Source organism: Acidovorax sp. BL-A-41-H1, from assembly GCF_051942715.1.
This window is the reverse complement of record NZ_JBPVJQ010000006.1, coordinates 1,525,418-1,548,719: the sequence shown is the minus strand read 5'-3', so window position 1 is coordinate 1,548,719 and position 23,302 is coordinate 1,525,418. Positions and strand designations below refer to the sequence as shown.

At 67.5% G+C, this 23,302-nt stretch carries 22 protein-coding genes; 1 reads left to right on the top strand and 21 read right to left on the bottom strand.

Going from position 1 to position 23,302, the window contains the following annotated elements; all coding sequences use genetic code 11:
- Window positions 1-95: 95 nt before the first annotated feature.
- From ACTPOI_RS20390 to ACTPOI_RS20355, 8 genes are all read right to left on the bottom strand, one after another.
- Entirely contained in the window at window positions 96-776 is a 681-nt protein-coding gene (locus ACTPOI_RS20390; protein ID WP_440112131.1) for an HAD family hydrolase, read from the bottom strand.
- A gap of 306 nt (window positions 777-1,082) precedes the next feature.
- Window positions 1,083-3,224: a TonB-dependent receptor domain-containing protein gene (locus tag ACTPOI_RS20385; RefSeq protein WP_440112129.1), complete on the bottom strand. Its 2,142-nt coding sequence runs from the start codon at window positions 3,222-3,224 to the stop codon at window positions 1,083-1,085.
- Between the two features lie 455 nt (window positions 3,225-3,679).
- The gene (locus ACTPOI_RS20380; RefSeq protein WP_440112127.1) at window positions 3,680-4,108 is read right to left on the bottom strand and encodes a hypothetical protein; all 429 of its coding nucleotides are present in this window, start codon (window positions 4,106-4,108) and stop codon (window positions 3,680-3,682) included.
- Between the two features lie 197 nt (window positions 4,109-4,305).
- The gene (locus ACTPOI_RS20375) at window positions 4,306-4,977 is read right to left on the bottom strand and encodes a DUF3299 domain-containing protein (RefSeq protein ID WP_440112125.1); all 672 of its coding nucleotides are present in this window, start codon (window positions 4,975-4,977) and stop codon (window positions 4,306-4,308) included.
- A 68-nt stretch (window positions 4,978-5,045) separates the two neighbouring features.
- The gene (locus tag ACTPOI_RS20370; protein ID WP_440112123.1) at window positions 5,046-5,303 is read right to left on the bottom strand and encodes a hypothetical protein; all 258 of its coding nucleotides are present in this window, start codon (window positions 5,301-5,303) and stop codon (window positions 5,046-5,048) included.
- A gap of 77 nt (window positions 5,304-5,380) precedes the next feature.
- Window positions 5,381-6,616, bottom strand: a complete 1,236-nt coding sequence (locus tag ACTPOI_RS20365) for an FtsX-like permease family protein (protein ID WP_440112120.1) — start codon at window positions 6,614-6,616, stop codon at window positions 5,381-5,383.
- On the bottom strand, window positions 6,613-7,293 hold the full coding sequence (locus ACTPOI_RS20360) for an ATP-binding cassette domain-containing protein (protein ID WP_440112118.1): 681 nt from the start codon (window positions 7,291-7,293) through the stop codon (window positions 6,613-6,615). Before ACTPOI_RS20360 ends, ACTPOI_RS20365 begins: the two co-directional genes overlap by 4 nt.
- Complete coding sequence (locus ACTPOI_RS20355) at window positions 7,290-7,715, bottom strand: Fur family transcriptional regulator (RefSeq protein ID WP_440112116.1); 426 nt, start codon at window positions 7,713-7,715, stop codon at window positions 7,290-7,292. Before ACTPOI_RS20355 ends, ACTPOI_RS20360 begins: the two co-directional genes overlap by 4 nt.
- A gap of 289 nt (window positions 7,716-8,004) precedes the next feature.
- Between ACTPOI_RS20355 and ACTPOI_RS20350 the strand changes: the two genes are divergently transcribed.
- Window positions 8,005-9,615, top strand: a complete 1,611-nt coding sequence (locus ACTPOI_RS20350; protein WP_440112114.1) for a methyl-accepting chemotaxis protein — start codon at window positions 8,005-8,007, stop codon at window positions 9,613-9,615.
- A 139-nt stretch (window positions 9,616-9,754) separates the two neighbouring features.
- On the opposite strand, the gene msrA is transcribed toward ACTPOI_RS20350, so the two are convergent.
- From msrA to ACTPOI_RS20285, 13 genes are all read right to left on the bottom strand, one after another.
- Complete coding sequence (msrA, locus tag ACTPOI_RS20345; RefSeq protein WP_440112112.1) at window positions 9,755-10,297, bottom strand: peptide-methionine (S)-S-oxide reductase MsrA; 543 nt, start codon at window positions 10,295-10,297, stop codon at window positions 9,755-9,757.
- 92 nt (window positions 10,298-10,389) lie between these two features.
- The gene (locus tag ACTPOI_RS20340) at window positions 10,390-11,265 is read right to left on the bottom strand and encodes an isocitrate lyase/PEP mutase family protein (protein ID WP_440112110.1); all 876 of its coding nucleotides are present in this window, start codon (window positions 11,263-11,265) and stop codon (window positions 10,390-10,392) included.
- Between the two features lie 3 nt (window positions 11,266-11,268).
- A complete protein-coding gene (locus ACTPOI_RS20335; RefSeq protein ID WP_440112108.1) occupies window positions 11,269-12,693 on the bottom strand; it encodes an FAD-dependent oxidoreductase in 1,425 nt (474 codons plus the stop codon).
- A gap of 8 nt (window positions 12,694-12,701) precedes the next feature.
- Window positions 12,702-13,325, bottom strand: a complete 624-nt coding sequence (locus tag ACTPOI_RS20330) for a cysteine hydrolase family protein (RefSeq protein ID WP_440112106.1) — start codon at window positions 13,323-13,325, stop codon at window positions 12,702-12,704.
- Window positions 13,322-15,409 carry a hydantoinase/oxoprolinase family protein gene (locus ACTPOI_RS20325; RefSeq protein WP_440112104.1) on the bottom strand — a complete coding sequence of 696 codons (2,088 nt, stop codon included), beginning with the start codon at window positions 15,407-15,409 and terminating at the stop codon, window positions 13,322-13,324. Before ACTPOI_RS20325 ends, ACTPOI_RS20330 begins: the two co-directional genes overlap by 4 nt.
- Window positions 15,406-17,112: a hydantoinase B/oxoprolinase family protein gene (locus tag ACTPOI_RS20320; RefSeq protein ID WP_440112102.1), complete on the bottom strand. Its 1,707-nt coding sequence runs from the start codon at window positions 17,110-17,112 to the stop codon at window positions 15,406-15,408. Before ACTPOI_RS20320 ends, ACTPOI_RS20325 begins: the two co-directional genes overlap by 4 nt.
- Window positions 17,105-17,605: a LeuD/DmdB family oxidoreductase small subunit gene (locus ACTPOI_RS20315; protein WP_440112100.1), complete on the bottom strand. Its 501-nt coding sequence runs from the start codon at window positions 17,603-17,605 to the stop codon at window positions 17,105-17,107. Before ACTPOI_RS20315 ends, ACTPOI_RS20320 begins: the two co-directional genes overlap by 8 nt.
- Window positions 17,602-18,891 carry a 3-isopropylmalate dehydratase large subunit gene (locus tag ACTPOI_RS20310; RefSeq protein WP_440112098.1) on the bottom strand — a complete coding sequence of 430 codons (1,290 nt, stop codon included), beginning with the start codon at window positions 18,889-18,891 and terminating at the stop codon, window positions 17,602-17,604. Before ACTPOI_RS20310 ends, ACTPOI_RS20315 begins: the two co-directional genes overlap by 4 nt.
- On the bottom strand, window positions 18,888-19,850 hold the full coding sequence (locus tag ACTPOI_RS20305; RefSeq protein WP_440112096.1) for a tripartite tricarboxylate transporter substrate binding protein: 963 nt from the start codon (window positions 19,848-19,850) through the stop codon (window positions 18,888-18,890). The genes ACTPOI_RS20310 and ACTPOI_RS20305 overlap by 4 nt, the downstream gene beginning before the upstream one ends.
- A 62-nt stretch (window positions 19,851-19,912) precedes the next feature.
- Window positions 19,913-20,629, bottom strand: a complete 717-nt coding sequence (locus ACTPOI_RS20300) for an ABC transporter ATP-binding protein (protein ID WP_440112094.1) — start codon at window positions 20,627-20,629, stop codon at window positions 19,913-19,915.
- The gene (locus tag ACTPOI_RS20295; RefSeq protein ID WP_440112092.1) at window positions 20,626-21,387 is read right to left on the bottom strand and encodes an ABC transporter ATP-binding protein; all 762 of its coding nucleotides are present in this window, start codon (window positions 21,385-21,387) and stop codon (window positions 20,626-20,628) included. The genes ACTPOI_RS20300 and ACTPOI_RS20295 overlap by 4 nt, the downstream gene beginning before the upstream one ends.
- Entirely contained in the window at window positions 21,377-22,348 is a 972-nt protein-coding gene (locus ACTPOI_RS20290) for a branched-chain amino acid ABC transporter permease (RefSeq protein ID WP_440112089.1), read from the bottom strand. The genes ACTPOI_RS20295 and ACTPOI_RS20290 overlap by 11 nt, the downstream gene beginning before the upstream one ends.
- Window positions 22,345-23,217, bottom strand: a complete 873-nt coding sequence (locus ACTPOI_RS20285) for a branched-chain amino acid ABC transporter permease (RefSeq protein ID WP_440112087.1) — start codon at window positions 23,215-23,217, stop codon at window positions 22,345-22,347. The genes ACTPOI_RS20290 and ACTPOI_RS20285 overlap by 4 nt, the downstream gene beginning before the upstream one ends.
- Window positions 23,218-23,302: the final 85 nt, after the last annotated feature.

The window sequence follows — 23,302 nt, the reverse complement described above, 5'->3', positions numbered from 1 at the left end:
AACGCCGTGCGGGGCCCGCGCGGCCCGCAGCGCTGCGGGCCGGTCGCCCCAGGACGCGCGTCGCGGGCTCGACCGGGCAGCAGCCCGGCGCAGGCTCAGTTCCCGCGCGCCCCCGCATCCACCGGACTGGCGCCCAGCATGCGCAGCAGTTCGCCCAGGCCCGAAACGCGGTGGTCTGCCAGGTCCCAGGCGCTGACGCCGGGGCGCACCGTCTGCACGGTTGTGGCGCCCAGGGCGCGCCCGGCGCCGAGTTCAGACAAGGGGTTGTCGCCGATCACCAGCACCTCGCAGGGCTGGCACTGCTCCAGCTCCAGGATGCGCTCGAACACGGCCAGCTTGCCGTGCGTGCCGGGCTGCGCGCCCATGGCCTCATCCACGTCGTCGATGAGCACATGGGCAAACCAGGGGCGGATGCCCAGTGCGGTGATCTTGCTCTCCTGCAGGCTGCGAAATCCGCTCGTGACCAAATAGCGCCGCAGCAGGATCTGGGGCAGCAGGCCGATGTCGTCGTAGCCGCGCAGCGGCCCGGTGACCCGCATGCGCCGAAACTCGTGCAGCCCGGCCTGGCGCATGGCGTCCGTGAACCCGAAACGCTCAGCCACCAGGTTGAAGGCCGTGAACCAGCACTGCTCGATGGCCTGCTCAAGCACGTCGGGCGGCAGCGCGCCCTGATTGGCCTGGCGGATGGCTTCAAACGCCGGCTCGAACAGAGGCCCCACGGAGCGGGCATCAAGCAGACAGTTGTCCAGGTCGAAGATGGCGACCTTGTATGGCATGGGAATCCTCTGCACTTCAAAAAATAACACTGCCAGTGGGCGGCCGATGCGCTGGGCGCCTGCACCCGCCCCCACCCGACTGGGTGGCCCGTTGCGTCAGGCGACTGGCCGCCACCGTGCGTGCCAAGAATGCACCGCTAGCACACACGAGGCCACTGCGCTTTCACCGACGGTCATTGAAAGCTGGTCGAAAGCCGCCCCGATACTTAGCGCTGGCCACCGTGCGCAGTGCGCCACACGCAAAGCCGTGCGGACGGGGACGCATGGCATTGCCCGGTGCAGGGCACCGCGCTGGCAAGTGGCCTGTCAGAACGCCGCCTTCACCCCCAGCGTGATGTTGCGCCCCATCAGCGGCGCGGCAGTCTTGATGAAGCTGGTGTGGGAGTACGCCAGGCGGTCCGTCAGGTTGTTGCCCTTCAGGTACACCTGCCAGGGCATGCCGTTGATGCCGCGCTCGCCGTTGTAGGCCACGCCCACGTTCAGCATGCCGTAGCCGGGCGTTTCGGTCTCAAATGCGGTGATGCGGTTCTGGCGCGCCACCTGCACCCACTCCACCTGGCCTTCCCACGCGTTCCAGCTGGCATCCAGCCGCAGACCGGCCCGCGCGGACGGAATGCGCGGCAGCTGGCCGCCGCCGGCAAGGCGTGCGCGCACCATGTCGCCAAACAGCGTGATGCCGAGATTGCGGTTCAGGCGCTGGCGCACCTGGCCTTCGATGCCGGTGAAGGTCGCGTCGGCCTGGGTGTACTGCAGCAGCTGCAGGCCATCGAGCTCATCAAGCGTGCGGCCGTAGATGTAGTTGTGGATGCGATTGCGGAACACGCTCACGCCAAAGGTGGTGTCGCCGCTGGTCTTCTTCAGGCTGACGTCGATGTTCTGCGAGATCTCCGAGCGCAGGTCGGGGTTGCCGCGCTCGTAGGTGCTGGTGGCCAGGTGCAGACCGCGGGCGTACAGCTCTTCGGCCGTGGGAGCGCGGCTGGCGCGGGTGAACGATGTGCCCACCTGGTAGCCGGGCGTGAACTTCCACACCGCGCCCAGCGATGCCGATGTGCCGTTGTGGCTGCGCTCGATGCCGCTGGTCTCGGCCTCGGCGGTCTGGCGGTCGTGGCGCAGGGCGGCTTCAAAGCGCCAGTTACCTGCGCGGTATTCCTCCAGCGCAAAGATGCCGGTGCGGCGGGTCACGGTGGGCTGCACATAGGCCTCATCTCCCTCGGCGCGGAACTTGCGCTGCGAGGTCTGCAGGCCCACCATGCCCTTGAAGCCGGCCAGCGGCTCGTGCTGCAACTCGATGCGCGTGTCGTAGGCCTTGTTGGTGAAGGTGGTGCCAATGGCGCCGTCTTCGATCTCGTCGTGGCGGTAGTCGGTAACGCCCGCGCGCAGGCGCAGGGCCGAGAAGCCGGCAAACGGATTGCGCAGCTCGCCACGCACGTCAAACCGCTCGCTGCGCAGGTCGACCACGGGCACGTCGCCGTGGTCTTCTTCCTCAGCGCGGATGCCGATCGCCTTGGCATCGGTGTGGGGCGCGCAGTGCAGGCGGTCGCCGTCGGCGTGGCAGCCTTCGTAGCCGTGGTTGTGGCCGGGCAGGCCGTATTTGGCGGTCTGGCGGGTGTAGGCCGCGCCCAGGTAGCCGCGCTCGCCCACCCACGACAGGCCCACGCTGCCGGTGTTGGTGCGGTTGAAGCTGCCGGGCACCTTGCGGGTGGCTTCGCCTTCGGGGGCCCAGCCCTTGCCCACGCGGTAGTCGCCTGCATCGCGCGCCAGGCCTTCCACATGCACGGCCAGGTTACCGGCGCCGCCGGTGAGCGAAAAGGCCCCTGCGCCTTCGCGTGCGCCGGTGTTGGCTCGCAGCTCGGCGCTGCCCTCCAGGCCCTTTTGCGGCACGGCGGTGGGCACCTTGCCGTCCAGCACATTGACCACACCGCCCACGGCACCGTTGCCATAGACCAGGGCCGATGGCCCGCGCAGCACTTCGATCTGCGTGGCCAGCATGGGCTCTGAGACCACCGCGTGGTCGGGGCTGATGGTGGACGCGTCGTGCAGCTCGGCACCGTCAGACAGCACCTTCACGCGCGGGCCGTCCATGCCGCGGATCACCGGGCGACTGGCTCCGGCGCCAAAGTGGCTGCTGTGGATGCCAGGCTCGCTGTTGAGGGTTTCGCCCAGGGTGGCTTCGCGGCGGCGCACCAGCTCGTCGCCCTCCAGCACGGTAACTGGCGTGGTCATCTCGTTGGCGCCCAGCTGCAGGCCGCTGGCAGATACCGTCACAGGCGAGAGCGTTGCCGCTGCGACCGGCGCAGAAGCCGCGGCGTCGGCGGGTGCGGCCTGCTGCTGCGCATGCGCTGCACCCATGCCCCACAGGGCAGCCATGGCTGCCAGGGCCACGGGGCGCAATGCAGCGCGGTCTGCGCGCAATGGCGCTGGGGAAAGAAGACGGGAGACTGGTTTCATGACGATCGATCAGGTAAGTAAATTCAAAGAAGGGCGCTGCGCACCAGGTACAGCACGCTGCAGTTGCGCAGCGGCACAGCGGCGCCGCGGCACAAAAATTCATCAATAACCGCCGGGAGTGCTTGATTTGTTTGCACCTATCGCTATCAAATCAGGAGCGTTCAAGCGTTTGCAGCGGCATGGCAGCAGGGGCCTTGCGTGGCGCATCAAGGCCTGTGGCTATGTCGGCAGGCGCCCATCAACGCGCGATTCCGAGCGCCCGGGCGTTACCGGCTATCGGCAGGCCAACAGCGCTTCGCAGCGCGTGGAGCCGGCCAGCCAGCGGGTACGCGGGAGTTCAGGCAGCGGGGGCGCGGTACAGGCAGCGACGCAGCAGTGGTTTCCAACGCCAGTGGCCCGGCGGTGGTACCCAAGCGCCCGTTACAGGGCGGGTGTCGCGTGCTGCAAGCGGGGAATCAGCGTTGCGGGGGGCCGCGCGCCTCAAACAGCGCGACAGGCTGGGCCGGGTGGCTGATGGCACAGCGGGCGGATGAAGCGGCCACCGGCGTAGCGGCCGGCAGGGGTACGGCGTGCAGATGCAGGGCGTCGCCCACCGCGAGCTGGTCCAGCAGCAGGCAGTCTGCCGAGGCATGGCCTGGCACCAGCCCGTCGAGCAGCGGCGATGTCAGCGCATCGGCGGTAGCCCGGTCGGCCGAATCCGTGGCCAGTGCAGCGCCATGCCGGTGCCCTGCATGGCCTGGAGCTGTCAGGTGCGCTGCATGTGCCCCGGTCGCCTGCACCGTCGGGCCGCCATGGGCCGCATGGTGCACCTGCCCCAGCGTGGGCACCAGCACCAGGCACACCAGCAGCCACCACAGCGCCGACGCCCCGGCGCGGCTGCGCACCGGGAAAGATCGCTGGGGAAATGGCAGATGTCGGAACACAGGTGGCGGGCAGGTAAAGGAATCAGGTCTAGCCAGTTGCGGAAAAAAACACGCTGGTCCAGTGCGCGCGCAGCGGCGGCGCAACCGGCTTTCGGGAGGTCAGTGCCGGATCACACGATCGCGGGCAGCCCAGGCAGCCGGCACAAACCGCGCGCGGTTCATTTCACAGGCACGGCATCGACCATGCGGTAGAACAGGCCGTACTGGTCGTTGGTGAGCACGGTGAACGTGCCCTCCACGACCACTGGCTCGGTGGAATAGCGCACCGGCGTTTTCGCCTTGACCTCGATCATGCTTTCCGGGCCGCCCGGCATGCAAAACGAGCACGTCAGCGGCACCGAGGTCAGCAGAAAGTAGGTGTGCGAGGCCCGGGGGGTCAGCGGCATCATGAAGCCCTGGACGCGTTGCACGGTCTTGTCCATACCCTTTTGGGCTTCGTTGAACACGGGCACGATGCCGTCTTTGGTGGTCTTCTTGGTCAGGTCGGTCAGCACCGACCAGGGCACCACGTCATTGCGGTCGGGCAGCGGCGCAATCGGGCTGTTGGGGCTGTGAAAGCCCGCACCGGAGCCGGATGGCACGCCCAGCGGCGCTGTGCCCCCCGCGCCCGCAGGCAGCGGCGAGCTCAGCACAATGGGCGGGGCTGGCACCGCGCTTTTACCGCTGCCCTGCCCTGTGGTCTGCGCTTGCGCCTGCGCCACGCTGGCAACGCATGCGGCAGATGCCACCGCCAGCCCGATCGCGCGCACCGTTGATACGCGACGCGGCAACCCGTGCAGGGGCAAATGCGGAAAGCGCGATGGGCTGGGTGCAGGGCGAATTTCGGTCATGAAAGTTTCCTTCGGTCAAGGTCGGGCTGCGGGTGCCGGGAGCGGCATGAACTGGCAGCCGGGGCCGCTCAGTGCGCGTGGCGCATTCCGCAGTACTTGCCAATGGCCAGATTCTTGCAGGCGGTCTGCAGTTCCTTCTGGCAGGTGTCGTGGCCTTTGCCCGACTCCAGGCATTTGGCGGCGGCCTCGTGCGCAGCGGCCATGGCGCGGTGGCGCTGGATGTCGGCCTTGGTTTCCTTGTCGGAATGCGTGTCCTGCGCGTGGGCCAGCGCCGCGGCCAGCAGCACGGGGGCAAGGACGAGGGAGGCGAGGAGGTTTTTCTTCATGGTGCAGCTTTCGTTTCAATCAGCAATACAAAGGGGAAACTGGTCGCAGGGCTTGCAGTGGTGTGCCGTCCGCGGGCTCATGTCTGCCCCAGCAGGTCTGCCACATCGGTGCGGTAGGCCTGCATGGCGGGCAGCAGTGCGGCCAGCGCAGCGACCAAGGCCGCCAGCAGCGGCACACCTGCCTCGGCCGGAACCCACACGAGACCGCTGACCGGCAGCAGCCCCTGCGCCTGCAACGCCCAGCCCAGGCCGTGCGCCAGGCCGTGGCCCAGCAACAGGCCCAGGGCAGATGCGATGGCGGCCAGCCACAGGGCCTCCCACAGCACCAGCCCGGCCACACGGCCCGGTGGTGCGCCCAGCATGCGCAGCATGGCCAGGTCGGCCCGGCGTTCGCGCACGGCGTTCCACAGTGCGATGAACACACTGAGCGCAGCCACGGCCAGCAGCACGCCGCCAAAGGCACGCAGCACATCGGCCCCCACGCCCAGCAGGCGCAGCAGGCGCGTGACCTCGATGGCGGGCGCGGCCGCCTGCATGGATGTGCCGCTGTTGATCTGCCGCGGCAGCGACACGGCGGCCAGTGGCGTGCGGTAGCGCACCAGCGCCACGGTCACTTCGCGCTCTTCCTGCAGCAGGGCCAGGTCTTCGGCGTCGGTGGCCATGTCGGTCTCGTGCACCATCCACACCGATTCGGTGCTGGTGAGGATGAGCCGATCAAGCACACAGCCGCAGGGCTTGAGCACGCCGCTGACGCGGTACGGGTGGTTGCCATGCGCATGTCCGCCACCGCCCAGGCCGTGGCTGCCGACAAAGGTGGCGCCCACCAGGGGCGCACCGGCGTGGTCGGCTTTGACGATACCGCGCGCCACGGTGGCGCCCAGCACCGCATCCATGGGCTGCTGCCACAGGGCTCCCTCGGCCAGCGCGGCTTCGTAGTGCTGCACGTAGTCAGGCGTGGTGCCCACGATGCGGTAGCCGCGGTAGCTGTCGCCCAGGCTCAGCGGAATGACCTGCGCCACCATGGGCTGCTTTTGCAGGGCTTGAACCTCGCGCAGCGGGATGTTGCCGGTGGGTGCATCGATGTGGAACACGCCTGCCAGGATGAGCTGCAGCGGGCTGCCCTTGGCACCCACCACCAGGTCGATGCCTGTCAGATCGCGCTCAAAGGCGTCGTCAAGTTGCGTGGCCACCAGCAGCACTAGCGTGATGGCGGCCAGACCGAGTGTGAGCACCAGCAGGTTGAGCACCGCCGCCAGTGGCCTTGACCACAGGTAGCGCCAGGACAGGCGGGCAAGTTTTACTATGTTATTCATAGCGAACCACCCAATGGATTCCTTGGCTCTGGCACGATTTGATTCAAATCCAGTGTTTGTGCGCCCGGCAGAGCCTGCACCACGCGCTGGTCGTGCGTGGCAATGACCAGGCTGGCGTTGCAGGTGGCTGCGCTCTGGCACAGCAGCGCCAGCGCATCGGCGGCGGCTTCGTCATCCAGGCTGGCGGTGGGCTCGTCGGCCAGCAGCACCTCGGGCGCCAGCAGCACGGCCCGCGCCAGCGCCACGCGTTGCGCCTGCCCCCCCGACAGCTGCTGCGGCAGGCGCGCGGCCAGCTCGCCAATGCCCACCTGCGCCAGCGCGCGGGCAATGGCGGCATCGTCGCGCGGCAGGCCCGCGGCAAAGTACACCAGGCCCAGGTTGTCGGCCACCGTGAGCGCGCTGCTCAGGTACAGCTTTTGCGGCAAAAAACCGATGCTGCGGGCGCGCCACGCGTCAATCTCGGCCCCGCGCTGCGTGGCCAGCTGCGTACCTGCAACGAACAAGTCGCCACTGCCCGCGCCGCGCAGCCCGGCCATCAGCGCCAGCCAGGTGGATTTGCCCGAGCCCGAACGCCCGCGCAGCAGCAGCGTGCCGCCCTGGCGCAGATCCACATCCGGAAACCGCAGCACAACGCCGCTGCTGGCATACGTATAGGCCAGACCCCGCGTGCGGATCATGCAGCCGCTCCTTCGGCCGGGTGTGCGCAGCCCGCGCAGCGCCCGCGCACGGCAATGTCCACGGCCAGGCTTTCATGCCCGGCCGTGGCCAGCGCCTGCAGCACCTGCTTGAGGGCCGTCTGCACCTTGGCCGAGCCCTGTGACAGGCGGAACTGGCGATGACAGTCATCGCATTCAAAGCGTGGGGTGGTGCCTTCCTCGCCTTGCGGTGCCAGCGCATAGCGCGTGACGCGCGCCGCGTCCACCTGCTTGTGCAGCAGGCCTGCGGTGGCAAAGCGGTCGAGCATGCGATACACGGTGACCTTGTTGACTGGCGCGCCCGCACTGGCCAGGGCGGCTTCGACCTCCGGCTCAGACAGCACGGCATCAGGCCGAGCGCAATACAGCTCGGCCAGCGCACGCGTGGCGCGGGTGGCGCGCATGCCAGACGGCAAAAGCCAGGGCCGGGCAGACGAATGGGTTGAGTTGTGAGGCATCGGCTAACAGGGAAGCGCCTGTTGCAAGGCGCCAGCTAAAACGCAAACGACTTGCATTATGGCCTCACGCAGACCTTTGAAAGTGCATCCCCGCCAAGGGGCGGGGAGATCTGTGCCCGGATCGGAGCCGTGCCCGAAGGTTTGAAAATGGTGAATGTGTTATCGGCTGCAGCGCCGTCGCAACCGTAATAAAATCATTTTTAATATAAATATCGATAACAACACGGAGTCAACCATGAGCAGTGCTTCGCAACACAACAGCCGCGCTTCGCGCCTGAACCTTGCCCAGAGGCTCACCCTCGGGACAGGCGTACTCATCGCTGCGATGGTGGTTTCCGCCGTCGCCTGCTGGCTGATGATGAGCCGCCTCTCGGCCGATGCGGACCAGGTCAACAGCACCAACGTGCCACAGCTGCAACTGATCGCCGCCATCGAACTGGATGTCACGCGCATATCTCTGCAGGTTCGTCACGCGATCATCTCGCGCAACCCCGATGAACTCAAAGCCACGCTGGCGGACATTGAGGCCAAGAAAACCCGGCTGATCGACAGCATGGAACGCTTTGGCCGCGGCATGACAGACGCTGACGGCCGAAATGCCTACGCTCCGCTACCCGGCCTGCTCAAAGAGTTTGCCGCCAAGGGTGCGCAGAACATTGAGCTCATCGTTGCGGGCAAAAAAGACGATGCGGTGGCCTACCTGGTCGAGCAGACCATCCCCGCCCGCAACCGCCTGCTGGATCCGCTGGCTGCCGAAAAGGCGCGACAGGGGAAAGTGCTCAATGAAGCCCTCCATGAAGTCAAAGCTTTTTCCGACATGAACCGCAAGCTGCTGCTGGGTGTGTTTGCCCTCATCACGGCGGGCCTGATCGCCATGCTGGTGTACCTGCGGCGCATTACCCACCAGCTGGGCAGCGACCCGGACGAGCTCAAGGCCGTGGCCGATGGCATTGCGTCGGGCGAGCTCACCACCTATGTGCCAGTCCATGCGGGCGATGCGCAAAGCATTACCTACTCGCTGCGCGTGATGCGCGACAGGCTGGCCGATGCCGTGATCGCCGTACGCACGGGCGCCGAGTGTGTGAACAGCGCAGCGGGCGAAATTGCCCAGGGCAACCACGACCTCTCGGGCCGCACCGAAAGCCAGGCCAGCGCGCTGCAGCAGACGGCGGCTTCCATGGAACAGCTCAGCTCCACAGTACGCCAGAACGCGGACAACGCCCGGGCGGCAAATCAGCTTGCATCCAGCGCATCGACCATTGCACGCCAGGGCGGCGAGGTGGTAGGCGAAGTCGTGTCGACCATGAAGGGCATCGAAGAAAGCAGCCGCAAGATCGCCGAGATCGTCGGGCTGATTGACGGCATTGCATTTCAGACCAACATCCTGGCCCTGAACGCGGCGGTAGAAGCAGCACGCGCCGGCGAGCAGGGCCGCGGCTTTGCCGTGGTGGCAGGCGAAGTGCGTGTGCTGGCGCAGCGCAGCGCAGAGGCCTCCAAGGAAATCCGCGGGCTGATCGATGAAAGCACCAAGCGCGTGCAGCACGGCACCGGGCTGGTGGACAAGGCCAAGCACACGATGGGCGAGGTGGTGCAATCGATCCAGCGCGTGACGGATCTCGTGAGCGAGATCAGCGCCGCAAGCAGCGAGCAGAGCGCAGGCGTGAGCCAGGTGGGCGAGGCTGTGACGCAGATTGACCACGCCACGCAGCAAAACGCTGCCCTGGTCGAAGAGATGGCCGCCGCCGCCACCAGCCTGAACCAGCAGGCTACCGGGCTGCTGGCTTCGGTCGCCGTGTTTACCGTTCCCCAGGCAGGGCACACGCTGGCGTTGACGGACGCGCGCTGAGGGCCACGCGATGGCGGGGCGTACTACGCCCCTGAGACCAGTACGACGGGTGGGGGGCGACGGCGGGTTTGCAGCATACCCGCCGTCCGATTCAGATTCGTGGCCCCAACCCCCTGCCCGCGGCGTCACCCACAAGGCATCAGCCCTTGAGATAGCGCGCGAAGGTTTTCCTGAACTTCTCCACCTTGGGCGCCACCACAAAGGCGCAGTAGCCGGCGCCAGGGTGATTGGCAAAGTAGTCCTGGTGGTAGGCCTCGGCCGTGCTGTAGTTCTGCAGCGGCTTCACTTCCGTGGTGATGGGTGCGCCAAACACCTTGTCGGTCGCCATCTGGCGAACCATGGCGTTGGCCAGTTCGCCGTGCTCGGCGCTCTCGTAATAGATGCCGCTGCGGTACTGCGTACCCACGTCGTTGCCCTGCCGGTTGAGCGTGGTCGGGTCATGGGTGTGAAAGAAGATCTCAAGCACCTCCTGCAGACTGATCTCGTCGGCGTCAAACGTGAGCCTGACCACCTCGGCATGGCCCGTGTCCCCCTGGCAGATCTGCTCGTACGTGGGGTTGACGGTGTGGCCGTTGGTGTAGCCGCTTTCCACGTCGGTGATGCCGCGCACGCGGTCGAACACGGCTTCGGTACACCAGAAGCAGCCGCCGCCGAGGGTGATGGTTTGCAGGTTTTGGGCCATAGGGGTCTCCATGCGGTCAGATCAGGAAAAGATTGCTTGGCATGGTACGCGGCCTCGCCGGGCGTGGCGCGGGCGGGGGCATTGGGCCAGTGCTACTCGTACCGGCGCCCCTGCTCCATCAGCTCGGGCGTGCCGATGAGGGCGTTCAGGCCGTCAAAGTCGAGCATGCGGTCCTGGAAAGGCGCGGTGGTCTGGTGCGCATGCAGGCTGGCGTAGTAGCCCTGCAGCGTGTGCGCCACGGCGCGGGCCGTGCCGCCCGGGAAGATCACGATGCGAAAACCGCGCTGCTGCAGTTCGGCCGCGCTCTGGATGGGGGTCTTGCCGCCTTCCACCATGTTGGCCAGCAGCGGGATGCGGTGCGCAAAGCGCTTGCAGGCGGCGTCCATCTGCTCGGGCGTGCGCAGCGCTTCGATGAACAGCGCGTCCACCCCGCACGCCAGGTACGCCTCGGCCCGGTCGAAAGCGGCGTCGATGCCCTCTACGGCCAGCGCGTCGGTGCGGGCCAGGATCAGGGTGTGCGCGCTGCGGCGGGCGTCCAGCGCGGCGTCGAGTTTGCCGCACATCTCGGTCACCGGCACCACCGTCTTGCCATCGAGGTGGCCGCAGCGCTTGGGGAAGCCCTGGTCCTCGATCTGGATCATGGCCGCACCTGCCCTCTCGAAGCCGCGCACGGTGCGCTGGGTGTTGAGTGCGTTGCCAAAGCCGGTGTCAGCATCGACGATGACCGGCGTGCGCACGCGTTCAGTGATGCGCGCCAGGGTGTCTTCCACCTCGGTGTAGGTGGTCAGGCCCACGTCGGAGCGGCCCAGGCGCGTGTAGGCAATGGATGCGCCCGAAAGGTACAGCGCCTCAAAACCCGCCTGCTCGGCCACCAGGGCGCTCAGAGCGTCGTACACGCCGGGGGCCAGGATGGCGCGGGGTTCCTGTAGGCGCTGGTCCAGCGATGGGCGATGGGATGGTGTGGTCATGGTTCAGTCTTCCGGGTGCGTCACCAGTTCGGCCGCCTTGTGCGCCGCAATGAAGCCGCCGGCCACGGCACTGAGCAGCCCGTTGCCGGACAGGTACCCCCACACCGCATCGCCCGACACGCCCCGCGCAGCGCCCCCGGCGGCCAGCAGGTTGGGGAACGGCTGGCCGTTTGCGTCCAGCACGCGGCAGTGCGCATCGATGTCGAGCCCGCCCTGGGTATGGAACAGCGCGCCGGTGACCTTGACGGCGCAGTACGGCGCCTGCAAGGGGCGTTGAAACAGGCGGGTTTCTGCAGATTTCGGATCTTTTTGGCCGCTAGCGCTCGTCATGCTTGCCAGTGTTGCTATCAATTTTGATTCTTCGCAGCCGATGGTGGCCGCCAGCGCCTGCACACTGTCGCAGTGCTTGACGGCACCCGCCGCCTCGGCATCGACAAAGTCCGGGAAGGTTCGTGCCAGCGCCAAGATGGGCGCATCAAACACGTTCCACGCCACGCCGCCCGGCTGCGCCAGCACATGCACCGAGGCCTCGGAGTAGCCCTGCGTCTCATCGTGAAAACGCTCACCCAGCGCATTGACCTGGACGCCGCCTTCCATCATCAGGGCCCACGAGATCAGGGCGCCCTGCGGAATGGCCCAGGAGCCATGGCCCTGGTAGCCGCCCGGGTCTGCCAGCCGTGCGCCCAGCGCCTGGCCCCAGGCGATGGCGCTGCCGTCGTTGCCAGTGTGGCCGGCGAACAGCGCATCGCGCATCTCGGGCAATAGCTCGCGCACCATGGCCGGGTTGCCGCCAAAGCCGTTGCAGGCCAGGATGAGCGCGTCGCAGGCCAGGTGCTCCAGCGTGCCATCAGGGCGCTCGTAGCCCACGCCGATCACGCGCTGCCGGGCGTTGACCCACAGCTCGCGCACCGTGGCTTCGGTGATGAGGGGAATGTCGGCCGCCGTCACCGCGTTGACCAGGCGGCCCATCAGGCCCACGCCGGTTTTTTCGGGCGTGGCGTGCATGCGGCGCACGCTGTGGCCGGGGTACAGAAAGCCGTCCAGTACCTGCCACTGCAGGCCGTGGCGCGCCTCTAGTGCATCCATCGCCGGGCCGATGGCCTTGGCGTAGGCCTGCGCCAGATGTGGTGCCGCCCTGCCCTTGGCCTTGGCGCTGATGTCGGCGGCAAAACGCTCCGGACTGTCGTCAATGCCCGCTGCGCGCTGCGCCTGGGTGCCCGGCGCGGGGATGAAGCCGGATGACAGGGCCGAGGAGCCCAGCGGCGTCGCATCGCGCTCCAGCACGGCGCAGTCCACGCCAGCGTCGTGCAGCATCAGCGCCGCCGTGAGCCCGCACGCACCGCCGCCCACGATGAGCACCGGCACATGGGCGTCTTGCGCCACGGTGCCGGGCATGTGCTCGGCGTGGCAGATGCGGGGCGTGCTCATGTGCGAGTTCATTCAGAAGGCCTCGCCACGGCGGCAGCGAAGTCGGCGCAGGTCAGCAGCTGGGCCACGTTGGTCATGTCGGCCACCGAGGTGTCGTGCACTTCCTGCCGGAAGGCCGCGCAGCCGTCGGACAGCACCAGCGTCTGGTAGTCGCGCATGTGTGCATCGCGCACCGTGCTGGCCACGCCGCCGTTGGTGACGATGCCGCACACCGCCACCGTGGTGATGCCCGCGCGGCGCAGCACCCAGTCGAGCTGGGTGTTGAAAAATGCCGAGTACGCCACCTTGCACACCGACACGTCCACCCAGGGTGCAATCTCGGGCACATGCGCCTGGCCCGTGCTGCCCGGGGCAAAGTCGCCACGCCGCAAAAATGGGCGCAAGGCCTTGAGGTGCGGCGACACCATGGGCTCGCCCTGCGCATCGGGCCACAGGGTGAACTGGCTGCCCACCACCATGCCGCCCGCCGCCTTGAGGGCCTTGGCCACCGCTGCCACCCGGGGGGGCAAGGCCTGGGCGGCAGCGCTCACCGCGCCGCCGCGTGCATAGGCACCGTCAGGCGCCAGAAAGTCGTTTTGCAGGTCGATGATGACCAGCGCGGTATGGCGCGGGTCGATGGTGCCGTGGCTCATGCCGCGCCCTCCCCCGCGACACGCTCGACGCTTTCACGCACCAGCAGGTTGCCCAGTGCATCGACCGTGGCGCTGAAGCCGGGCTCCAGCCACACGGTGGTGTCGGGCTGCTCCAGGATCGCGGGGCCATCGAGACAGGTGCCCACCGGCAAGTCCAGACGTGCGTGGCGTGCGGCGTCCCACCAGCGGCCGGCGTGGAACACACGCTGCACACCGAGGGATGGATTCACGGTGGTGCTCTGCGGGGCCAGCACCGTCAGATCGAACTTGGGGCGCACGCCCACGCGGGCGTAGCGCAGGTTCATCACCCGCACGGCAATGCCGTCAAGCACACGGCCGAAGGCGGCGCGGTAGGCGGCCTCGAACGCGGCGCGGATGCCCTCGTGGCTCAGCGCATCAGCCGCCACAGGCACCTGCACGGTGTGCGTCTGCCCGGCGTAGAGCATGTCGAGCGCAATGATTTCCTGCACTTCTACAAACTTCACGCCCGCCGAATCCAGCCGCTGCTGGCAGGTGGCGGCCAGTGTGGCCACGCGCTGGCGCAGGTCGGCCACGTCCAGCTCGGCCAAGGGCTTGTTCAGCGTCTGCACCGCGTCGTGGCGCATGTCGGCCATCGCGCAGCCCAGGGCCGAGGTGACGCCCGGGTAGCGCGGAACGATGCCCGTGCCCACACCCACTTCGCGCATCATGGCGCACACATGTAGCGCGCCGCCACCGCCAAACGGCATGTAGGCAAACTGGCGCGGGTCGTGACCGCGCTCGATGGACACCACGCGCACGGCACCCGCCATCTTGGCGTTGGCCACCGTGAGGATGGCTTCGGCGGCTGACATCACGTCCAGGCCCAAGGGCTTGGCGACATGGGTCTCGATGGCGTCGCGCGATTTTTGTGCGTCCATGGCGGCAAGCAGACCACCGCCGAGGGGACGGTCGGCGGCAATGCGGCCCAGCAGCACGTTGGCGTCCGTCACCGTGGGACGCGTGTTGCCCCTGCCATAGCAGGCCGGGCCGGGGATGCTGCCGGCCGACTCGGGGCCCACCTGCAGCATGCCGCTGGCGTCCACCGAGGCAATCGACCCACCACCCGCGCCAATGGTCTCGATCTGGATCATGGGCGAACGCACCACCATGCCAAATTCAATGGCGGTCTGTGCGGCCAACGCCGCCTCGCCCTTGGCAACCAGGGACACGTCGAACGAGGTGCCGCCCATGTCGCCGGTGATCACGTCGGGGAACCCTGCCGCACGCGCAATCGCCGCGCAGGCAATCACGCCCGCCGCCGGGCCGGAGAGCGCGGTGCGCACGGGCACATCGCAGGCTGTCTGGCGCGACATCACGCCGCCGTTGCTTTGCACGATGAGCAGCTCGCCACCAAAGCCCTGCGTGCGCAGGTCGCCCTCCAGCCGCTCCAGGTAGCTGCCCACCACGGGCTGCAGGGCAGCGTTGAGTGTGGCCGTGGAGCAGCGCTCGAACTCGCGGATCTCGGGCAGCACTTCGCTCGCGGCTGTCACGTGCGGGTTGGGCCACACGCTGCGCACAGCGGCCACGGCGGCCTGCTCGTTGGCGGGGTTGGCGTAGGTGTTGATGAAGAACACGCAAACGGCCTCGCAGCCCGCCTCCAGCAGCGCACGCGCCTGGGCCTTGACCTGTTCGATGTCCACGGGGGTGTGCACCGTGCCATCTGCCAGCACGCGCTCGTCCACCTCCAGCCGCAGGTCGCGTGGCACGATGGGCTCGAAGCTACCGCGCAAGCCCCAGGTCTGCGGCCGGTCGCGGCGGCGCATCTCCAGCACGTCGCGAAAGCCGCGCGTGGTGATGATGCCGGTGCGCGCCACCTTGCGCTCCAGCAGCGCGTTGGTGCCCACAGTGGTGCCGTGCACGATGGTGGCAATCTGCGCGGCCGAATCGGCCACGCGCGCCACGCCGTTCATGAAGCCGCGTGCCTCCTCGCCGCGGGTGCTGGGCACCTTGACGATGCGGGCGCTGCCGTCGCGCTCGTCCAGCACGAACAGGTCGGTGAAGGTGCCGCCCACATCCACGCCCACCACGTACGAAGCCTGACCCGAAACCTTGCCGCTGCTCATGCCTTGCCTTTCGCTGTGGCGGGGGCAACCACATAGCCCATCGCCAGATCCTTTTCCCGCGCTGCCGCATCCCGTGCGGACGGGGCGCCGTAGCCACCACCGCCGGGGGTTTCCAGCCGCACGCGCTCGCCCTGCTTGAGGCGAATGCCGATCATCTTGGAGCGCATGGGTGGCTGCTTCCATTCGCTATTATTTTCATAGCTGAAAACGTTCATGGAACCTGCGCTACCGCCCGAAATACCTTGCGGCGAGGCCTTGCCCCGCTCGCCAAAGATGAACACCTCGGCGTCCTGCTCCAGAAGTTCGATTTCGTAGACGGCACCCAGGCCGCCGCGGTGCTGGCCGTCGCCGCCCGAATCCGGCCGCAGCGCCCATTGCGTAAAGCGCACGGGGTAGGCAGCCTCCAGGATTTCGAGTGGTGGGATGGTGGCGGTGGAGATGGGCGCGTTGCCATGGCTCAGGCCATCGCCATCGCTGTGCCCGCCGTGGCCACCGCCAAAGAAGCTGAACATCACCCAGCGCTGGCCCTTGCGCGCGGCGTCGGTGCGGTGCCCCGCGATGGACAGCGCATTGATGGTGCCGTAGGCCTGCGCCATGGCGCGCCTGGGGTCGGCCTGCGCGGTGGCGCTGAAGATCACATCGATCATGCGCAGGATGGTCTCGGTGTAGCCACCCACCGGGCGCGGCCGCGCGGCGCTGATCACGAGGCCGTCGGGCAATACAAAGTCCACTGCGTCCAGGACGCCCGCATTGGCAGGCACATCGGGGAACAGATGCTTGAGCGCCACGTAGCACGCCGCAATGGCCGTGGCGCGCGAGATGTTCACCGGCCCCGCGCACTGCGGTGAGGTGCGCGAGAAGTCCAGCGTCAGGCGCTCGCCCGCCACCGTCATGTCGAGCGCAATCGTCAACGGCTCGTCCTTGACGCCATCGTTGTCCAGGATGTCGCTGAAGCTGTAGCGCCCGTCGGGTAGCGCTGCAATGTGCGACTGCATGAGCTTGACGGCACGCGTGCGCAGTTCGCCCATGGCCTGGTGCACCACGGCGTCGCCATACTGGTCCAGCAGGTCGTGCAGGCGGCGCTCGCCCAGGTCCAGCGCGGCCAGCTGGCCGTTCAGGTCGCCCCACAGGCTGTCGGGCAGGCGGGTGTTGGCCTTGAGGATGGCCAGCACGTCATCGTCAAACACGCCGCTGCGCACGATGCGCACCGGCGGGATCTGCACCGCCTCCTGCCAGCATTCGGTGGCGGCCGGGTTGTAGTTGCCAGGCACATTGCCACCCACGTCATGCCAGTGCGCGGCCGATGCCAGAAAGCAGTACAGCTTGCCGCCCCGAAAGAACGGCCGCACCAGCTTGAAGTCATTGGCGTGGGTGCCGCCCTCATACGGATCGTTGAATAGCCAGGTGTCGCCCGCCGTGATGCCGCCGCGCCCGGCCGCCACGCGCATGGCAGCACGCACGGCAAAGGCCATCGCACCCACAAACACGGGCAGGCCCGACTTGCCTTGTACCAGCGTGTCGCCGCTGGTGGCGTCGTACAGGCCGTGGCATGCGTCGTGCGCCTCTGCAATGATGGGGTTGAACGCGCTGCGGTACAGCGTCGCGTCCATCTCGTCGGCAATCTGCTCCAGCCGGCCGCGCAGCACGGCCAGAGTGACGGGGTCCATGGGGGGCGGTGCGGTTTTTGTGTTGTGTTCAGCCATTGACGGCCTCCTTGCCAAAGCGGGTGCGCAGCTGGTTCAGCAGGCCGCCAGCGCGCACCATGTCCATGAGAAACGGGGGAATGGGCTCACACGCCAGCGCCCCGCCCTGCGGTGTGATGACGGCAGGCGCCTGCCAGTCCAGAGTGATCGCCTCACCTTCGCCGATCGCATCGGCCTCGGCACAGGTCAGCAGCAGCAGGCCCAGGTTGAAGGCATTGCGAAAGTACAGGCCGCTGAATGACGGCGCGATGACTGCGACGATGCCCAGCCGCACCAGCACGGCGGCGGCCTGCTCGCGCGAGGAGCCAATGCCGAAGTTGGGGCCCGCCACGATCACGTCACCCTTGCGGACGCCGGCCACAAAGTCGGGCCGCACGGATTCAAGGCAGTGGCGCGCGAGCACATCGAGCCCGTGCTTCATGGCATGACCGGGGGCCAGCACATCGGTATCGATGTCGGCGCCCAGTTTCCAGACCCTGTGGGAGTTTGTCATTCGAGCACCTCGCGGGGGTCGGTAATACACCCTCGTACGGCCGATGCCGCCACGGTGTAGGGCGACGCCAGGTACACCCGCGCGGAGGCCGAGCCCATGCGGCCCTTGAAGTTGCGGGCGGTGCTGGAGATCACGGTGGTGTTGTCACCCACCGTGTCGCCATAGCCTGCACAGGCCCCGCAGGTGGTGGGGAACAGTTCGGCACCGGCGTCCTGCAGCACCTGCAGCACGCCCTCTTCGCGTGCAGCGGTCTGGTCCTGCTGACTGGCGGGGGCCACCATCAGGCGCACCCCGGTGGCCACGCGCTTGCCGCGCAGCACGGTGGCGGCGGCACGCAGGTCATCGAGCTTGGCGCCCGTGCAGGCGCCGATATAGGCCACGTCGATGGCCTGCCCCGCGTGCTGCGCCACGGGTGCGGCGTTGGCAGGGCTGTGCGGCGCGGCCACCTGGGGGGTGAGCGTGGTCGCGTCAAAACTGTGGCGCGTGAGCACCGCGCCATCGTCGGTCTTCCAGACGTGCAGGTCGTGCAGCGCATCGGCAGGCACGCCATGGGCGGCGAGCCAGTCGCGCGTGGTCGCGTCGGGCGCAATCAGCCCGGCCTGGGCGCCCAGCTCGGCGCTCATGTTGGAGAGCGTCATGCGCTCCTGCATGCCCAGCGCCTGCACGGCCGGACCGGCAAATTCCACGGCCTGGTACTGGCCACCGTTCATTCCGAAGCGGCCCACCATGTGCAGCATCATGTCCTTGGCTGTGACGCCGGTGCCGAGCGCGCCGCTCCAGTGCATCTGCAGGGTGTGCGGCACGCGCAGCCAGATCTCGCCGGTCACGACCACGCCCAGCATTTCGGTGCTGCCGATGCCGAACATGTACGCGCCAAACGCGCCGCCGGTGGGCGAATGCGAATCGCCCCCCACGCAGAACATGCCGGGACGGATATGGCCGTGCTGGGGTACCACCACATGGCAGATACCCTGGCCGTCGTACACATGGGGCAAGGCCTGCTCACGCGCCCAGTCGCGCGCAATGCGCACGATGCGGCGCGATTCGTCGTCGCGCTCGGGCAGATAGTGGTCCATGACCAGGACCACGCGGGATTTGTCCCAGATCTGCGCGCCCAGCTCGTCAAGCATGGGTTTCAGGCGCCGCGGCCCGGACGAATCGTGGAACATGGCCAGGTCGACCCTGCAGTTGACGATCTCGCCGGGTATCACGCTGCTGCGGCCGCTGGCACGGGCCACGAGCTTTTGTGCCAGCGTGCTGGCGGCAACATCACGGGTGGCGGTCATTCGGGTTTGGCCCCTGCAAACTTCACCACCTTGGCCCAGCGCGGGATCTCGGACTGCACAAAGCGCGCAAACTCTTCCGGGCTGTTGCCCACCGGGACCGCGCCTTCGTGCTCCAGGCGTCGCTTCACATCGGGCGAGGCAATGGCCTGACGGGCTGCGTCACTGATGCGCCTGGCAAGTTCCGCGTTCATCTGGCCCGGGCCGAACAGGCCGAACCAAGCGCTGGATTCATATCCCGGCAGCACCTCGGCAATGGCCGGCACATCGGGGAAAGCCGGCAGCCGCTTTGCGCTGGTCACACCCAGTGCCTTGAGCTTGCCCGCGCGGATCTGCGCCTGGGCATTGCCCACCGCGGCAAACATCAGCTCCACCTGCCCTGCCAGCACGTCCTGCAATGCAGGGGCCGTGCCACGGTATGGAATGTTCACGATATAGGCGCCCGACTGCATCTTGAAGGCATCGCCCGCCAGGTGCAGCGATGAGCCCACCGCGCCAATCGCAAAGTTGAGCTTGCCGGGCTGCGCCTTGGCCAGCGCGATCAGCTCGCGCACATCCTTGGCGGGCAGCGAGGGGTGGGCCACCAGCACCGAAGGCGACGTGGCCATGCAGGTGAGCGGCGTGAAGTCCTTGATGGGGTCGAACGGCAGCGAGGGGTACAGGCTGGCGTTGATGGCGTGGCTGGTGAAGCTCATCAGCAGGGTGTTGCCATCGGGTGCGGCCTTGGCCACGGCATCGGCGGCAATGTTGCCGCCCGCGCCGGGACGGTTTTCGACCACCACGGTACGGCCCAGCAGGCGGCCCAGCTCGGTAGCCAGCGTGCGGGCCAGGGTGTCGGTGGAGCCACCGGCCGGCGCGCCCACCAGGATGCGCACGGGTGCGGACTGGGCCCAGGCGTTGGCGCCCAGCAGGGCTGCGGCTGCGGGGCCTGCGGTTTTGAGGAGCTGGCGTCTTTGGATCATGGCGGGCTCTTTGCTCTGTTGTCTTGTGGTTTGTTTTTCAGGCGGCAGGCAGCGCTGTGGCGTCAGAGGCCCAGGTACGCACGGCGCAGGTCGTCACTGCGCAGCAGCTCGTCGGGGGCGCCTGAAAAGCGGATGCTCCCGTTTTCCATCACATACGCCCGGTCGGCAATCTCCAGCGACTGGCCCACGTTCTGCTCGACCAGCAGCACCGCCAGGCCCGTGGAGCGCAGCTGGCGGATCAGGCCGAACATCTCTTCGACCAGCAGCGGCGACAGGCCCAGCGAGGGCTCGTCCAGGATCAGCAGGCGCGGCTCGGCCATCAGGCCGCGGCCGATGGCGAGCATCTGCTGCTCGCCACCGCTCATGGTGCCGGCGAGCTGGGTGGTGCGTTCCTTCAGGCGCGGGAAGGTGGCAAACACCTTGTCGATGTTCTCGGCCCTGCGCTCCCGGGCCCGGCTGAAGCTGCCCAGCGAGAGGTTTTCCAGCACGCTCAGGTTGGGGAAAATCTTGCGCCCCTCGGGCACCTGGATCAACCCGGCCTTGACCACCCGGGTGTAGTGCGCGCCGCTCAGGTCTGCGCCATCAAAGGCCACCTTGCCGGCCCAGGCCGGGTAGATGCCGCAGACCACGTTGTTCAGCGTGGACTTGCCCGCTCCGTTGCTGCCCAGCAGCGCCACGGTTTCGCCGGGGCTGACGTGCAGGTCCACGCCGCGCAGCACCTCGACCCGGCCGTAGCCTCCGCGCAGGCCGGTGATGTCCAGCAGTGGGGCGGTGCTCATGCGACCTCCTTGGCGGCTGCGGCGCGCAGCCGGGCGGCGGTGCCGTGACCCAGGTAGGCCTCAATCACGCGCTCGTCGGCCGTCACCTGCGCCGGGCTGCCCTCGGCAATCAGCTGGCCCTGCGCCAGCACCCATACATGCCCGGCCAGGTTCATCACGGCCTGCATGACGTGTTCGATCATCAGTACCGTCACGCCACCGTCGGCAATGCCGCGCACCACGGGAATCATCTCGGCAATCTCCTGGGGGTTGAGGCCGGCCAGCACTTCATCGAGCAGCAGCAGGCGGGGCTGTGTGGCCAGCGCGCGCGCCAGCTCCAGCCGCTTGCGGCCGGCCACAGTGAGGTCGGCCGCCGGCTTGTCGAGCTGCGGTGCCAGGCCCACGCGCGCCGCCACGTCGGTGGCCAGCGCCAGCGCGGCGCGGCGGTTGGGCTCCTTCAGGTGCGCGCCCACGGCAATGTTTTCGCGCACCGTCTGCGCCGCAAAGGGCTGCACGATCTGGAAGGTGCGGGTCATGCCCAGCCGGGCATTGACATGCGGCGCCTGGCCCGTGATGTCCTGGCCCGCAAGTCGCACGGTGCCTGCGTCGGGCCGCACAAAGCCCGACATCAGCGCAAACAGCGTGGTCTTGCCGGCGCCGTTGGGGCCAATGAGTGCGGTCAGCGAGCCCTCAGGCACGGCCAAGCTCACGTCCTGGACGGCCTTGAGCCCGCCAAACGATTTGCTCAGGCCACTGAGCTGCAACAGGTCATTTGCCATCGCGGCCTCCAGAGCGCTTCCACACCGCCACTACCGACTGCCCGATGCCTGCAATGCCCCGCGGCACAAACATGACGATGAGCACCAGCACCACGCCGTAGATCACCATGTTGATACCGGGCAGCTGGCCAAACATGTTGCGCGTGACATCGGCCAGCACATGCAGCACCAGCGCCCCCAGCACCGGTCCCCAGATGGTGCCGATGCCGCCAACGATGGCGGCCACCAGCGCCTCGACCGAGGTGGCAGACCCGTAGGCGATGGCGGGGTCGATGTACTGGAACACCTGCACATAGAACGCACCGGCTGCGCCCATGAAACCACCCGAGATCGCGATGGCCCCCATCTTGACGTTGAACGGGTTCACACCAATCGCGCGGGCGGCATCTTCGTTGTCACGCACGGCCTGCAGCCAGGCGCCAAAGCGCGAGTTCTTGAGCCACCAGCTCACCAGCAGCGCCAGCGTGACGAGAGAAAGGATCAGGTAGACATAGCCCTTGCGCGAGCCGAACTGCATGTTGCCCAGCGACTCCCTGAGCGGCAGCATCAGGCCCACGCCTGCCCCGGTGAACGGCACCGACAGCGCCAGGATGCGGAACACCTCGGCAAACGCCAGGGTGACCAACGCAAAGTACGAGCCCTTGAGCCCGTAGCGGAACGACAGCCCGCCCACGAACAGGCCCACCAGCGCACTGCCGGCCACGGCCATGGGCAGCGCCACCCAGGGGTTGATGCCGCCTTGCATCTGCGCAATGGCCTGGATGTAGGCACCCGTGCCAAAGAACAGCGCGTGGCCGAATGAAAACTGCCCGCCAAAGCCGCCCAGGATGTTCCAGGCCTGCGCCAGCAGTGCCGCGTACAGCGTCATCATCACGAAGTTGAGCAGCACGCCGGAATCCGACACTGCGGTAAGCCCCGCCACACAGAGGGCAAATGCCCCAATGGCCCAAAGTTGTTTCATGCCTTGGCTCCAAAAAGGCCCTGCGGGCGAAACAGCAGCACCGCGATGAAGATCGCAAAGATGCCGATCTGCCCCAGCGATTCACCCAGATACAGGCCCCCCAGCGACTCGACCACGCCGATCAGCAGGCCACCCACCAGCGCACCGGTAAAGCTGCCCATGCCGCCCAGCACCACGATGGTGAATGCCACCAGCACAAAGCCGCTGCCCACCTGCGGGTTCACGTAGTAGGCTGGCAGCAAAAAGCACGCAGCGGCGCCGAGGCACGCCAGGCCGATGCCGAAGCTCATGGCATAAACATGGTCCACGTTGATGCCCATGAGCTTGGCGCCATGCTTTTCCTTGGCCACGGCGCGGATGGCCCGGCCCAGGTCTGTCTTGCCCACGATCCACAGCAACACGCCCGACACCACCAGCGCGCCGGCAAACGCCACCAGCTTGGGCAGGGCGATCATGGCGGGGCCCACCGCCACGGTGGTCAGGGTGTAGGCGGTGTCGATGGTGCGTGTGTCGGACTTGAAGAACAGCAGCGCCAGGTTTTCCATGACGATGGAAATGCCAAGCGTGACCAGCAGGATGTTTTCGTCCTTGCCGTGGCTAGCCCGGTTGATGACCAGCCGCTGCAGGCCGTAGCCCAAGGCGAACATGCCGGGCACCAGGATCGGCAGCGCGAAATACGGGTCCAGCCCGAAGTGCTGCTTGAGCAGGTACACGGCATACAGCGCCAGCATCAGCGATGCGCCATGCGCAAAGTTGATGATGTGCAGCACGCCGTAGATCAGCGTGAGGCCCAGCGCGATCAGCGCGTAGACCGCGCCCGTGGTCAGGCCGTTCAGTATGGAGGGGAAGAGGATGCTGAGCTCGAACATGGGCGTTGCGTCCGGCTTTGCGGCAAAGGCGCGGCCTGGCACCCCATGCTGGAGTGCTCCGCTACCCCTGCCATCAGGGCCGAAA

Excerpts from the sequence above, each read along its gene's own strand:
- ACTPOI_RS20390 (WP_440112131.1), bottom strand. The coding sequence starts at position 776 with ATGCCATACAAGGTCGCCATCTTCGACCTGGACAACTGTCTGCTTGAT.
- ACTPOI_RS20385 (WP_440112129.1), bottom strand. The coding sequence starts at position 3,224 with ATGAAACCAGTCTCCCGTCTTCTTTCCCCAGCGCCATTGCGCGCAGAC.
- ACTPOI_RS20375 (WP_440112125.1), bottom strand. The coding sequence starts at position 4,977 with ATGACCGAAATTCGCCCTGCACCCAGCCCATCGCGCTTTCCGCATTTG.
- ACTPOI_RS20370 (WP_440112123.1), bottom strand. The coding sequence starts at position 5,303 with ATGAAGAAAAACCTCCTCGCCTCCCTCGTCCTTGCCCCCGTGCTGCTG.
- ACTPOI_RS20365 (WP_440112120.1), bottom strand. The coding sequence starts at position 6,616 with ATGAATAACATAGTAAAACTTGCCCGCCTGTCCTGGCGCTACCTGTGG.
- ACTPOI_RS20360 (WP_440112118.1), bottom strand. The coding sequence starts at position 7,293 with ATGATCCGCACGCGGGGTCTGGCCTATACGTATGCCAGCAGCGGCGTT.
- ACTPOI_RS20355 (WP_440112116.1), bottom strand. The coding sequence starts at position 7,715 with ATGCGCGCCACCCGCGCCACGCGTGCGCTGGCCGAGCTGTATTGCGCT.
- ACTPOI_RS20350 (WP_440112114.1), top strand. The coding sequence starts at position 8,005 with ATGAGCAGTGCTTCGCAACACAACAGCCGCGCTTCGCGCCTGAACCTT.
- msrA (WP_440112112.1), bottom strand. The coding sequence starts at position 10,297 with ATGGCCCAAAACCTGCAAACCATCACCCTCGGCGGCGGCTGCTTCTGG.
- ACTPOI_RS20340 (WP_440112110.1), bottom strand. The coding sequence starts at position 11,265 with ATGACCACACCATCCCATCGCCCATCGCTGGACCAGCGCCTACAGGAA.
- ACTPOI_RS20335 (WP_440112108.1), bottom strand. The coding sequence starts at position 12,693 with ATGAGCACGCCCCGCATCTGCCACGCCGAGCACATGCCCGGCACCGTG.
- ACTPOI_RS20330 (WP_440112106.1), bottom strand. The coding sequence starts at position 13,325 with ATGAGCCACGGCACCATCGACCCGCGCCATACCGCGCTGGTCATCATC.
- ACTPOI_RS20325 (WP_440112104.1), bottom strand. The coding sequence starts at position 15,409 with ATGAGCAGCGGCAAGGTTTCGGGTCAGGCTTCGTACGTGGTGGGCGTG.
- ACTPOI_RS20320 (WP_440112102.1), bottom strand. The coding sequence starts at position 17,112 with ATGGCTGAACACAACACAAAAACCGCACCGCCCCCCATGGACCCCGTC.
- ACTPOI_RS20315 (WP_440112100.1), bottom strand. The coding sequence starts at position 17,605 with ATGACAAACTCCCACAGGGTCTGGAAACTGGGCGCCGACATCGATACC.
- ACTPOI_RS20310 (WP_440112098.1), bottom strand. The coding sequence starts at position 18,891 with ATGACCGCCACCCGTGATGTTGCCGCCAGCACGCTGGCACAAAAGCTC.
- ACTPOI_RS20305 (WP_440112096.1), bottom strand. The coding sequence starts at position 19,850 with ATGATCCAAAGACGCCAGCTCCTCAAAACCGCAGGCCCCGCAGCCGCA.
- ACTPOI_RS20300 (WP_440112094.1), bottom strand. The coding sequence starts at position 20,629 with ATGAGCACCGCCCCACTGCTGGACATCACCGGCCTGCGCGGAGGCTAC.
- ACTPOI_RS20295 (WP_440112092.1), bottom strand. The coding sequence starts at position 21,387 with ATGGCAAATGACCTGTTGCAGCTCAGTGGCCTGAGCAAATCGTTTGGC.
- ACTPOI_RS20290 (WP_440112089.1), bottom strand. The coding sequence starts at position 22,348 with ATGAAACAACTTTGGGCCATTGGGGCATTTGCCCTCTGTGTGGCGGGG.
- ACTPOI_RS20285 (WP_440112087.1), bottom strand. The coding sequence starts at position 23,217 with ATGTTCGAGCTCAGCATCCTCTTCCCCTCCATACTGAACGGCCTGACC.